Here is an 11,928-nt window from a genome sequence, read left to right as displayed (position 1 = left end):
CGGTGACTGCTTCTTGACGCTTCTGCAAGAGGGCGCGAAGCAGACCGAAGAGCAAAACGAGGCTGCAATGAGCGCACCAACCTTGGACGAGACAGGCGCAGAAGACCGGGCGCTGGCCAAACTCGAAGACCGGCGCAGCCTCACCGGCAAGACTCGCTCAGTGCGCCTTTATGGTGACCGGATCGAGGTTTGCGAACCTGGGGAAACCCTTCAGCGCATCCGCTTGGACTCCGTGACGCAGGTTCGCATGTCGGTGGAGATGGCCGGCCGCGATACGCAGGTCGTGTGCCGGGTCGCCTCCAAATCCACACAGATCGTGTTCGGAAGCCGGAGCCTGTCGGGACCGGGCAGCTGGCAGAATAACGCGGTCGAATTTCGCGGCCTGGTTCTCGCGCTTCACAAGGCGCTGCAGCCGAGAAAGCTCGCTGTGCGCTTCGTGGAAGGCCAGACGCTGGGTTTCCGGCTGATCATGGGCGCGGCAGGTTTGAGCCTTGCAACGGGCGGCGTGGTCTTTGCCGGCTACATGCTGAGTGTGGCCGGAAGTGCGATGCTGGCGGCGGCGGCTCTGCCCTTCATCGTCATCGGCGGCTATCTGGCCTGGGTCTTCCGGCCTGGAGTACCGCTACCCTACAATCCCGACCAGCTCATCGCCCGGTTCGAACGCGCGCCGGAGCCGGATGCCGGTCGGGCGTCTCCAGACTAGCCCAACCGGGCCTTGAGCGCCTGAGCGAATCGCGCGCCCATGCCCGGACCTTGTTCAGGGTAGAGATAGGGCTCGATCAGCTCCAGCTCCATCAGCTTCAGCAAGCCGTCCAGACCGCGGGCCATGTCCACCCGGGCGTAGAGAAAACCGGGCTCGCCGCAGAGCTCGCGCGCGGCAGCCAGGATGTCGCTTGCCACCGCGATCTGATCCGGGGTGGCGGTATGGGTCTGCTCGACGCCGCCATAAACCGACTGGACGCGGTAATCGCCGGACCGGGGCCGTTTGAGAACGGCATGCGAGAAACTGCCTTCGAAGAAGATCAGCGAGTACTCGCCTTCCTCTGCAATGCTCGGCAGGAAGGGCTGGATCATCGCCTCCCGCGGCGGCAGGTCTTCGGCCGGCGGCAGCGGGTCCGCGCGCTTGATCCGAGCCTGGCGCCAGGCGCCGGCGCCCACAAGCGGTTTGACGACGATCTCGTCGCAATCGAGCGTCGCGAATGCCTGCGTGATGGCCGTCTCGTCGGCACGGTCGGCCCAGACCGTGTCGATGACCGGAATGCCAGCCTCTGACAGCGCCTGAAGATAGCGCTTGTCCATATTCCATTCTGCGGTCCGCGAACTGTTCAGCACCCGACACTGGCTTTCCCAATCGCCTAGTGCTCGCAGGAATTTTTCCGGCCTGGATGTGTAATCCCACACCGTTCCGATGACGATGGCCGTGAACTGTGACGCGTCGAAACCGCTGTCCCATACGACCGGCTCGAGGTGATAGCCCTGGGCCCGGCAGGCCGGCTCAAGTTCTGCAAACTCGAGCTCGAATTCATACTGGTCGCCGCGCTCCTGGGCATGGCCCGCGACCATGTCGCCGGATATGAGAAAGGCAATACGCGTCACCGCAACGCTCCCGGACACCGAGGATAAAAAACTGCCCCGGCTTGCTCTGGCAATCGGCCTTGAAAGTCAAACGCCTTCGTCCATCCGATGCGCGCGGTGACAGCCCGGTCGGGACCGGTGCGGTTGAGGTCATGGAAGGAGCACGCTAAGTCCAGCTGCGCTTTCATGCCTTTTCCTTCTTTCTGTCAGGATACCGAGACCCACCATGACCGAGACCCGCTACGACGTGCTTGGCGTCGGCAACGCCATTGTCGATGTGATCGCCCGCTGCTCCGACGACTTCCTCGTCGAGCACGGCATCGAAAAGGGCGGCATGACCCTGATCGATGAAGACCAGGCGACCTCGCTCTATGCCGCGATGGGCGAAGGTACCGAAATTTCCGGGGGCTCTGGCGCGAACACGCTCGCCGGCATCGCCAGCTTCGGCGGACGCGGCGCCTATATCGGCAAGGTGGCCGAGGACGCGCTGGGCGACACGTTCGACCGCGAGATCCGGACCATCGGCGTGGACTACCAGACCTCGCGCTTGGTCGGCGGGGCGGCTACCGCGCGCTGTCTGGTCAATGTGACCGAAGACGCGCAGCGCTCGATGTGCACCTTTCTGGGCGCATCGACCTTTTTTTCCGACGAGGATCTCGACAAGTCGCGCATCGAGGCTGCCCACATCACCTATCTCGAGGGCTATCTGTTCGACCGGGAAGAAGCCAAGCGCGCCTTCGTCCGCGCGGCTGAGATCGCCAAGGCGGCCAACCGCAAGGTCTCGCTGACCCTGTCCGACGGCTTCTGCGTCGATCGCCACCGGGCAAGCTTCCGCCAGCTCGTCGACAACCACATCGACATTCTGTTTGCCAACGAGGACGAGCTCAAATCGCTCTACGAGACCGACGATTTTGATACCGCGCTCTCCCGCGTTCGCGAGGAAGCTGCCGTTGCCGCTGTCACGCGCTCTGAAAAGGGCGCCGTCATCGTCTCTGGCGAGACGACCGTGAAGGTCCCGGCTGAACCCGTCGCGCAGCTGGTCGACACTACGGGGGCGGGCGACCAGTTCGCCGCCGGCTTCCTTCTGGGCATGGCGCGCGGCGCCGATCTTGAAACCTGCGGCCGGCTTGGCGTGATCGCCGCAGCAGAGATCATTTCCCACATGGGCGCGCGCCCCGAGGTCGAATTGAAGACGCTCGCCACCAGGCACGGGATCGAGATTCCCGCCCCCCTCGACTAGGCTCGAAATGCGAATCTGGCGTGCCCGTCAAAGTGTTAACGACGGGTAGCGCCAGCCTTAACGCGATTTTCAGCACATTGTCCGATTGTCCACGTCCAGCGTGACGTGCGTGGGCCGATTTTGTCGTCCGTGCAGTCCTAACCAGTCTTGCCCGATGGGTCCTGCATGGCTCCGATTCGACATGCCGTTTCAAGGATGATGCGCTCACTCGTAGCGAAGTTCACGGTGCTGTGCGGGATTATCCTGATAGCCGCGATCTCGATGCTGGTGGTCATCCAGTACCAGTCCACGGTGCGGGACAATCACCGCTCCAGCCAGGTCCATGCGAGCCTGATCACCGAGTTGTTCGCCAACGGCATTTCCGGTCAGCTGGGCGCAGATAATCGCGCCGGCCTCAACGGACGGCTGCGCGAATTTGCCGGACGTGAGGATGTCGCCTCTGTCTATGTGGTCGACGCGATGCGCGAAGTCATCGGCGCGGCCGGGCCGGGTGTGCCCGCGCTGGGCGTGCGCGCTAGCGAGAATCTGTTGCAGAGCGCGATCGGCGCGGTCGACAGCCGCATGATGATCGCCGACGGCACCATTCAGATCGCCGCGCCCATCTTCGCCGACGGCCGTCTGGCTGGCGCGACCCATGTGACCGTTCCCATCGCAGCCGTGGCCCGCCCCGCCGGCGAACTCCTGCTGCGTCAGGCGATCATCGGCCTGGGATCCATGCTCATCTTCCTGCCGCTGGTCGCCCTGGCCGTGCGTCAGGCCCTCGGCCCGATCAAGACGCTCACCGAAGCGGCGCGCCTGGCCTCCTCGCGCAAGCTGGATCTGCGCATCGACGTGCATACCGGCGACGAGCTGGAAGTGCTCGCAAACTCCTTCAACCGCATGTTCGGCCGCCTCGAAGCCTCGGTGAAGCGCATCCAGCGTCTGGCCTATGTCGATATGGTCACCGAGCTGCCCAACCGTGAACGCTTCCGCAAGGAGCTTGAGCGCGTTTGCGCGCACGCCCAGGATGACGATGCCGATGGCGGCGCGGTTCTTTTCCTCGATCTCGACCGGTTCAAGCGGGTCAACGACTCGCTGGGTATCGGCGAGGGCGACCGGCTGCTCGAAGCGGTCGCCCGCCGCTTGCGTGAAGCGGCGCGCGCCTGGGATCTTTCCAACGGCGAGGGGCGCGAGCCCTCCATGGTGGCGCGCCTGGGCGGGGACGAGTTCACCCTGCTCCTGCCCACCCTCTCCGACCCGGCCGATGCGGCCCGGGTTGCCCATCGGGTCGTGGATGCGATCCGCCGCCCGTTCGAGATTTCCGGTCACCAGGTCTTCCTCGGCCTGTCGGTCGGTGTCGCGCTTTTCCCGCGCGATGGCTCCGACCCCGAAACGCTTCTGCGCCACGCCGATCTTGCCATGGCCACCGCCAAGCGGTCAGGCGGGAATGCCTACGAATTCTTCGAATCTAAGATGAACCAGAGCGCATTCGAGCGTCTGGTGCTGGAGAACGAGCTGCGCGAAGCCGTGCGCGAGGAGCAGCTGGTCGTCTACTACCAGCCCAAAGTCTTCATGACTGACGGCCGCTTTGCCGGCTGCGAGGCGCTGGTGCGCTGGCAGCACCCGACCGCGGGCCTGCTGTCCCCGGGCGCCTTTATCCAGGCTGCCGAAGAGTGCGGCCTGATCGGGGAAATCGGCGATTATGTCCTGCGCCGGACGTGCACCCAGTTTGCCGAGCTCTACAGGCAGGGCATGGCCTATCCGGTCGCGGTCAACGTTTCGGCGATGCAGTTCGAGAGCGAAGGCTTTGCCGACACCGTGCTCGACGCGCTCAACTCCAGCGGTCTGCCGCCTCACCTGCTGGAGCTGGAACTGACCGAATCCACGGCGATGCGCGATCCCGAGCGCGTAATTCACCAGATCGAACCGCTGCGCCAGCTGGGCGTGACCTTCGCCATCGACGATTTCGGCACGGGCCATTCCTCGCTCTCCTATCTGACGCGCATGCCATTCGACGTGTTCAAGATCGACCAGAGCTTCGTGCGTCACATGGAAAGCGACCCGCACGCGAAGATCGTGGTGGAAACCATTCTGGCCATGGCCAAGTCGTTGAAACTGAAAACGGTTGCCGAGGGCGTGGAAACGACCGAACAGCTGGCTTTCCTGCGCGGACAGGGCGCCACCCTGGCCCAGGGCTATCTGTTCGGACGCCCGATGCCCTTGCCCGACCTGGTGCGCTTTGCCGAGCCGGAAAACGCAGCGGCGGCGCGAATCGCGCAATAGGCCGACGCGCGCCGCCTGTGTCAAAAATCACACTTACAAATCCTTTCTCGAATTTAATTGAACAAACGCGCTGGTCCGTGTCATAAATGTCGCTGCAGGCCTTGAAGCTCTGACGCGGCGCCGTCCCCCCGCTGCGCGCTCAGATGTTTTGCCCGCAGCCGCGATCCCCTTCGCGGTAAAGTGCCCGGCGGCGGGCCTCCCCCTTCCGCCGCCGGGCATACCCCGCTCCCCCTTGAAGCGCGCTTGCAGAAGACGTCCCGAAGCCAGACGGCCGAGGATCGCAGCTTTGCGCTATGGTCGGGCGATCTGGCACGCTACATAGCGGGCATGAGTGATTTCGACCCTTCCAGCGACGGCGGCGCAGCGGGCAGCGAAGACATCGTGGCCCGTCTGCTCGATGAAATACCCCTGCTCTACAAGGCTCGCGCCTTTGCCGAGAGCATCAAGGACCCCGCCTTCTTTTCCCGCCTCGGCGAGCCGCTCGACCGGCGCGAGATGACACTGGCCCGCGCCTATCTCGACGGGCTGGGCTTTCCTGAGGCCGAGCCGGCCAGCCTGGGCGACTGGGAGGACGCGATCGCAGCCGCGGAAGCCGGCGACGTCGATGGCGGCGCCTGGGAAGCCGAAGAAATGATCCGCACCGGTCTTGTCGAAGCCGCGCTGGCGCGGCTGGACGAAGAAGCGTTACAGGCCGCGCAGATGCTGGTGGCGTCGAAGATCGGAGAAATAGCGCGCGAGGCCGCAGAGGCGGCCGGCGCAATTGACGACGTCTTCGACGAATCCGTCATCAACGCAGCAGCGGGCGGGCTGGTCCAGGCCGCCAATGGCGCGGTGCTCGTGCTTCTGGCCGAAGCCGAGGACCAGGAACCCCCGCACCCCTTCCTGGCGCGCTGGCGTCTCTATGTACGCGGACGCTGGCCGGTGGGCCTGGCCGGCGCCACCCTCAATATTCTCTGATCAGATAGTCCAGAAGGAGGCCGGTCGTGAGCGGGCTGACCATTGCTACTTGGAACATCAATTCGGTACGCCTGCGCGCGCCGCTCGTCGCCAATTTCGCCGAGCAGGCCGATCCTGACGTGATCTGCCTGCAGGAGATCAAGTGCCAGGAAGATCAATTCCCCTACAAGGCATTCGCCCAGATGGGCTACCCACATGTCCACGTCACCGGCCAGAAGGGCATGCATGGGGTGGCCACGGTCTCGCGCCTGCCGATGGAGACGCTCGACGGTCAGGAGATCTGCTCCAGGCTGGAGGCCCGGGCCCAGCGCGTGCGCGTCCAGGGGATCGAGATCCAGAACTACTACATTCCGGCGGGTGGCGACGAGCCGGACCCGGAGATCAACCCGCGCTTCGCGCACAAGCTGGATTTTCTGGAGAAGCTTGAAGCCTATTTTGCGCGCCGCTCCCGGGAGGATCCAGACATCGTCGCCGTCGGAGATTTCAATATCGCGCCGCACGAAAACGATGTCTGGTCTCACAAGCAACTACTCAAAGTCGTCTCCCACACCCCGGTTGAAACGGAAGGGCTGGAGCGGGTTCGAGCGGCGGCCGATTTCATCGACGTGGCCCGCGCCCTTGCTGGCGAGGATGAGAAAATTTTCACCTGGTGGAGCTATCGCAACCGCGACTGGCGTAAATCCAATCGCGGCCGCCGCCTCGACCATATCTGGGTGACCCCGCCGCTCCGCGCAGCCGCGCTGTCAGCGGGACGATCGGCCTTCACCGTCTGGGACCATACGCGCGACTGGGAAAAGCCGTCCGACCATGCCCCGGTCACGCTGCGCCTGCACCTTTAAAGCTGCAGGCGGTAGCCGCCGCTCTCCGTGACCAGGAGCCGGGCCTTCGATCCCTCCGGCTCTATCTTCTGGCGCAGCCGGTAGACATGGGTTTCCAGCGTGTGCGTGTTGGCCTCGCGGTGATAGCCCCAGACCTTGTCCAACAATTCCTCGCGGGCGATCGTCTCTCCGCCAGCGCGGTACAAGTATTTCAGGATATTGGTTTCCTTCTCGGTCAGGCGGACCTTCCGGTCGCCCTCCAGGAGCAGTTTCATGGAGGGCTTGAACTGGTACGGGCCGAGCTGGAGCACGGCATCCTCGCTCTGTTCGTGACGGCGCAGATGCGTGTTCAGACGTTCCAGCAGGACGACAAAGCTGACCGGCTTGGCGATGAAGTCGCTCGCGCCCGACCTCAGGCCCAGCACGTGATCTGCATCGCCCGACTGCGCGGTCAGGAGAATAACCGGCTTGGTCACGCCATTCTTGCGCAGGATGCGGCACGCCTCGCGCCCGTCCATATCCGGCAAACCGACATCCAGGATCACGATATCGACCTGTTCGTCCTGTGCCAGCTTGATTCCAGGCTTTGCCGAATCGGCCGTCAGCACGGCGAACTCGTCGTCATAAGAAAATTGATCGGCCAGGGCGTCGCGCAGGTCCGCGTCGTCGTCCACGATCAGCACCGTTCGCTTGGCCGCCATGTCAGCTCCTGTGATCTTGCCGGCCTTGGCCAGGCAGAGTTTTCCCGTCGAGACAAAATTGCCGGGCAATTCTTGCCGCGTCGAGGATGGCGCCGCATCAAATTGCTCGATTATGCGAGACCTGCTTCTAGCACCAACTCGGCCCCGGACTTGCTTGAAAAGATTGTGAGCCCATCGTGAAAGGGCAACACCCCGTGGTGGGGGCGGTGGCGGGACATCCGCGGAATCGGCGGTTTCGCGCCGGCGAGCCGGGCGTCCCGCGCCGACCCGCTCTGTCTGAAGAGCGAGCGGCAGCTCGCGCAGGCCTGGACCGCGGTCTTCCTTCTTCTTTTTTAAACCTTCGCTGCGACCAGACCCGCCGAATGGCATGGCTTACGATGTCTCGCCTTGCCGGACGCGCGCGTGTAAGCCTGTCGCTCATGATTCTGCGCGCCACCAAAGACGGCTGGTTCGAATACGGACCCACACCCGATAAGCTGACCCGCGTGCGGTGCGCACTCGGGAAGAACGGGCTGGTCGCTGCCGAAGACAAGCGCGAGGGCGATGGCGCCTCGCCCGTCGGCCATTGGCCAATCCGGCGCGCGCTCTTCCGGCCCGATCGGTTGGCCCGGCCCCATACCCGGCTCGTGATCGATCCGACACAGCCGGAGGATGGCTGGTGCGATTCTCCCGAAGATCCCGCCTATAACCGTCCGGTACGCCTGCCCTATGCGGCCAGTTGCGAGACGCTCCAGCGTCAGGACGAGCTCTACGACATCGTCGTGATTCTCGGTCATAACGACGATCCGCCGGTACCCGGGCTGGGATCGGCGATCTTCCTGCACTGTGCGAAGCCCGGCTATCCGCCGACACTGGGGTGCGTGGCGCTCGCAAAGGAGGACCTGATCGACGTGCTGGGCAAGGTTTCGCCCGGCGACCGGCTCGAGATCACGGTGTGAAAGCCGGGCTTGTCCGACTTGAAGCGGGCACGGCGACCGGCCACATCGAGGCTGGCATTTGAAAACAGTAGGATAAAAGGACAGGCGCGATGAGCGAAGAACGCCAGTTTCCCGGATGGCGCGGCACGACCATTCTGTGCGTACGCAAGAACGGGGCGCTTGCCCTGGTGGGCGACGGCCAGGTCTCCATCGGCAATACGATCGTCAAGGCGACGGCACGCAAGGTGCGCCCTCTGGCGGGTGGCTCGGTCGTGGCCGGATTTGCCGGCACCACAGCCGACGCGTTTGCCCTGTTCGAGCGTCTCGAAGCCAAGCTTGAAAGCCACCCCGGACAGCTCGCACGCGCCTGCGTGGAGCTTGCCAAGGACTGGCGCACGGATCGCTACATGCGCCGGCTCGAAGCCATGCTCATCGTGGCCGACAAGGATGAAACCTACATCCTGACCGGTGCCGGCGACGTGCTCGAACCCGAACATGGCATCGCCGCGATCGGGTCGGGCGGCAATTTCGCGCTGTCGGCGGCTCGCGCCCTCATGGACTACGAGTCGGACGCCGAGACCATTGCCCGCAAGGCGATGAAGATCGCAGCCGAAATCTGCGTCTTCTCCAACGAGAACCTGACAGTGGAGACATTGTAGCGAATGTCTCCACCCGAGGCGGTGCGGGCTGTAGACTTATTCACTCTCGACAGGACAGCCCACCAACCGCCAGCGGAAAGACGCGCATCACCCGCCCGGGCTGAGGGGGCGTGGTAGTCGTGATAGTAGTAGGAGTCGCATCGGCTCGGCCCAGGGAATTTTCTCACGCATTGGCACGTAAGGGCGCTACTCGCTGGCGAAAATCTGCCCCTCATCCCGAAAGGCCTTGAATTCCAGAGCATTTCCGCTGGGGTCGCGCACGAACATCGTAGCCTGCTCACCCGGCTGGTCTTGGAAGCGCACATGCGGATCGACCAGGAAGTCGGCCCCGGCCCGCTTCAAACGCTCCGACAGCTCTTCCCAATCGGTCCAGTCCAGGATCAGGCCGAAATGGCGCACCGGGATCGCCTTGCCGTCCACCGGATTGGTCTCGCCGCGCCCGCACTCTTCCGGAGACAGGTGGGCGACGACCTGATGGCCGTAGAAATCGAAGTCGATCCAGTGCTCGCTTTCCCGGCCGGTCTCGCAGCCCATCGTCCCGGCATAGAAGCGCCTGGCACTTTCAAGATCGTGAACCGGAAAGGCCAGGTGGAAGCGGGGACGGGCAGGTTGGTTCGTCATAAGGGGCAGCTCCGGTCTTTTGTGCGGCGAAGCGCGAGACTACATGAATGCGTCCTTGCCAGAAAATGTGATTGACTGACCCATGACCGACTTTTCCCCGCGCGAAATCGTCCACGAACTCGACCGGCACATTATCGGCCAGCACGAGGCGAAGAAGGCCGTGGCGATCGCCCTGCGCAATCGCTGGCGCCGCAAACGCCTGCCGGAGTCCCTTCAGGAAGAGGTCACGCCGAAGAATATCTTGATGATCGGCCCGACCGGGGTCGGCAAGACGGAAATCTCCCGCCGCCTCGCCAAGCTCGCCGGCGCGCCCTTCCTCAAGGTGGAAGCCACCAAGTTCACCGAGGTCGGCTATGTAGGCCGGGATGTGGACTCCATTGCCCGGGATCTGGTCGAGGTGTCCATCGGGATCGTCCGCGACAGGAAACGGGAGGAGGTTCGCGCCAAGGCTCACTCGGCAGCCGAACGCCGCGTGATCGAGGCTCTGGTGGGTGACAATGCCGGCGAGTCGACTCGCGAAAGCTTCCGCAAGAAGCTCCTTTCCGGCGAGCTCGACGACCGGGAGATCGAGATCGAGGTCACCGACGATGCCGCCGGCGGTCCCGGCCTCGACATCCCCGGAATGCCCGGCTCGGTCTCGATGATCAATCTGTCCGACCTTCTGGGTAAGGGTTTCGGCAAGCAGAAGAAGACGCTGCGCACCACGGTCAAGCAGGCCTATGAGCCGCTGATCGCGGAGGAGGCCGACAAGCTGATCGACGAGAGCCAGATCCAGCAGGAGGCGCTACGCCTGGCGGAAAACGAAGGGATCATCTTTCTCGACGAGATCGACAAGATTGCTGCGCGCGCGGAAGGACGCGGTGCCGATGTCAGCCGGGAAGGTGTTCAACGCGATCTTCTCCCACTCATCGAGGGTGCCACCGTGGCGACAAAGTACGGACCGGTGAAAACCGACCACATGCTGTTTATCGCTTCCGGCGCGTTCCACGTTACCAAGCCGAGCGATTTGCTCCCAGAGCTGCAGGGCCGCCTACCCATACGCGTCGAGCTCAAGGCGCTCACGCGAGATGATTTCCGCGCCATCCTGACGGAGCCTGAAGCCAGCCTCGTCACGCAATACATCGAGCTGATCAAGACCGAGGAGGTCTCATTGATCATCGAGGACAGCGCCATCGATGCCGTTGCCGATTACGCCGCCGAAGTGAATGCAAGCGTGGAGAATATCGGCGCGCGCCGTCTTCAGACCATCATGGAAAAACTGGTTGAAGAGATCAGCTACACCGCGTCGGATCGGGCCGGTGAAACGATCACGATCGATGCCGACTATGTGCGCGAACGTGTCGACAGCCTCGCCAAGAATGCCGACCTCTCGAAATTCATTCTCTAGCTCCAGGCAGCGGTGAGAAACAGAAAAGGCGCAGCCAGCGGCTGCGCCAATCCTGTCCGTCCGAGAGCGTCGATCAGAAGGATTTGCCGACAGACAAGACGACTTGGGATTCCACTCCCTCGCCCTCTTCGCTCGTGTCGACATAGGCAAGACCCCAGTCGAGTCCGTAGCCCGAGGCTGTCAGCCCGAGCGTCCAGTCGATCTTGTCGTCACCATCGCCGTCCGGATCTCCGAAAGCGCCGGTTTCATACCCCACGCCGAAGACGAGCCCGAGCCCGGACTCACCCAGCGGGGCACTGCCGGAATAGAAGACATAGAGATTGTCATCGTTGCCGATATTGTCTTGCTCCGGTGCGTAGGCAACGCCGACAGAGGACTCCACGATACCCGTGGCGCCCGTGAGACTGGCGTAGACTTCGCCATAGGCCGTGTCTTCCTGGCCGGGATAGACATAAGCCAGCACGCCGACATCGAAGCTGAGCCCTTCGGTGAGCTCTGCGCCATATCCGGCATAGAGATCAACCTCTACCTCAGAATCGCCGACCGGTTCGATGCTCGAGCCCCAGGCCCCCACGTAGAGGCCGCTGTCAAAGCCGAGATCGAGCCCGCCCTGGAGCGCCAGTGTCTCATCGCTCAGAGAGACACCGCGGAAGCGATAGTCGGAAACGAAGGCGACATTGGCTTCCACCTCAGGCGCGGTCTGGGCCTGAGCGGCCGGAAGAAGCACGAAGCTGGCAGCTGTCGCCAGGAGTGCGAGATGTGTACGCATGATTGAAACTCCCCATACTTAA

General features: G+C 63.5%; 12 protein-coding genes. 8 read left to right on the top strand and 4 right to left on the bottom strand.

Translation table 11 applies throughout. The annotated features are described in order from the left end of the window. Nucleotides 1-67: 67 nt before the first annotated feature. Complete coding sequence (locus E5162_RS12830; RefSeq protein WP_135945644.1) at nucleotides 68-703, top strand: hypothetical protein; 636 nt, start codon at nucleotides 68-70, stop codon at nucleotides 701-703. Here the strand turns inward: E5162_RS12830 and E5162_RS12825 are convergent. Further along, a complete protein-coding gene (locus E5162_RS12825) occupies nucleotides 700-1,596 on the bottom strand; it encodes an ATP-grasp domain-containing protein (protein WP_135945643.1) in 897 nt (298 codons plus the stop codon). The genes E5162_RS12830 and E5162_RS12825 overlap by 4 nt on opposite strands. 205 nt (nucleotides 1,597-1,801) lie before the next feature. On the opposite strand from E5162_RS12825, the gene E5162_RS12820 reads away from it, so the two are divergent. The 4 genes from E5162_RS12820 to xth all read left to right on the top strand — a co-directional run bounded on the left by E5162_RS12820 (nucleotide 1,802) and on the right by xth (nucleotide 6,873). Continuing rightward, nucleotides 1,802-2,815: an adenosine kinase gene (locus E5162_RS12820; protein WP_135945642.1), complete on the top strand. Its 1,014-nt coding sequence runs from the start codon at nucleotides 1,802-1,804 to the stop codon at nucleotides 2,813-2,815. 195 nt (nucleotides 2,816-3,010) lie between these two features. Further along, nucleotides 3,011-5,077 (top strand): putative bifunctional diguanylate cyclase/phosphodiesterase, encoded by a 2,067-nt coding sequence (locus E5162_RS12815; RefSeq protein WP_233342217.1) that lies wholly within the window; start codon nucleotides 3,011-3,013, stop codon nucleotides 5,075-5,077. 243 nt (nucleotides 5,078-5,320) lie between these two features. After that, nucleotides 5,321-6,034 (top strand): hypothetical protein, encoded by a 714-nt coding sequence (locus E5162_RS12810; protein ID WP_233342178.1) that lies wholly within the window; start codon nucleotides 5,321-5,323, stop codon nucleotides 6,032-6,034. Nucleotides 6,035-6,060: 26 nt separating this feature from the next. Next, the gene (gene xth, locus E5162_RS12805; RefSeq protein WP_135945640.1) at nucleotides 6,061-6,873 is read left to right on the top strand and encodes an exodeoxyribonuclease III; all 813 of its coding nucleotides are present in this window, start codon (nucleotides 6,061-6,063) and stop codon (nucleotides 6,871-6,873) included. On the opposite strand, the gene E5162_RS12800 is transcribed toward xth, so the two are convergent. Next, nucleotides 6,870-7,553 carry a response regulator transcription factor gene (locus E5162_RS12800; protein ID WP_135945639.1) on the bottom strand — a complete coding sequence of 228 codons (684 nt, stop codon included), beginning with the start codon at nucleotides 7,551-7,553 and terminating at the stop codon, nucleotides 6,870-6,872. The genes xth and E5162_RS12800 overlap by 4 nt on opposite strands. A 419-nt stretch (nucleotides 7,554-7,972) precedes the next feature. Between E5162_RS12800 and E5162_RS12795 the strand changes: the two genes are divergently transcribed. Both E5162_RS12795 and hslV read left to right on the top strand, forming a co-directional pair. After that, nucleotides 7,973-8,491 carry a L,D-transpeptidase family protein gene (locus E5162_RS12795; protein WP_135945718.1) on the top strand — a complete coding sequence of 173 codons (519 nt, stop codon included), beginning with the start codon at nucleotides 7,973-7,975 and terminating at the stop codon, nucleotides 8,489-8,491. Nucleotides 8,492-8,580: 89 nt separating this feature from the next. Then, complete coding sequence (gene hslV, locus E5162_RS12790) at nucleotides 8,581-9,129, top strand: ATP-dependent protease subunit HslV (RefSeq protein WP_135945638.1); 549 nt, start codon at nucleotides 8,581-8,583, stop codon at nucleotides 9,127-9,129. A gap of 186 nt (nucleotides 9,130-9,315) precedes the next feature. On the opposite strand, the gene E5162_RS12785 is transcribed toward hslV, so the two are convergent. After that, nucleotides 9,316-9,750: a VOC family protein gene (locus E5162_RS12785; RefSeq protein ID WP_135945637.1), complete on the bottom strand. Its 435-nt coding sequence runs from the start codon at nucleotides 9,748-9,750 to the stop codon at nucleotides 9,316-9,318. Between the two features lie 82 nt (nucleotides 9,751-9,832). On the opposite strand from E5162_RS12785, the gene hslU reads away from it, so the two are divergent. Continuing rightward, entirely contained in the window at nucleotides 9,833-11,137 is a 1,305-nt protein-coding gene (gene hslU, locus E5162_RS12780; protein ID WP_135945636.1) for an ATP-dependent protease ATPase subunit HslU, read from the top strand. Nucleotides 11,138-11,210: 73 nt separating this feature from the next. Here hslU and E5162_RS12775 read toward each other — a convergent pair whose 3' ends face one another. Beyond that, nucleotides 11,211-11,906, bottom strand: a complete 696-nt coding sequence (locus tag E5162_RS12775; protein WP_135945635.1) for a TorF family putative porin — start codon at nucleotides 11,904-11,906, stop codon at nucleotides 11,211-11,213. Between the last annotated feature and the right edge of the window lie 22 nt (nucleotides 11,907-11,928).

It is taken from the genome of Marinicauda pacifica, assembly GCF_004793635.1.
Classification (GTDB): Bacteria; Pseudomonadota; Alphaproteobacteria; order Caulobacterales; family Maricaulaceae; genus Marinicauda; species Marinicauda pacifica.
The sequence above is the reverse complement of the archived record's forward strand: the minus strand, read 5'-3'. Positions and strand labels throughout refer to the sequence as shown.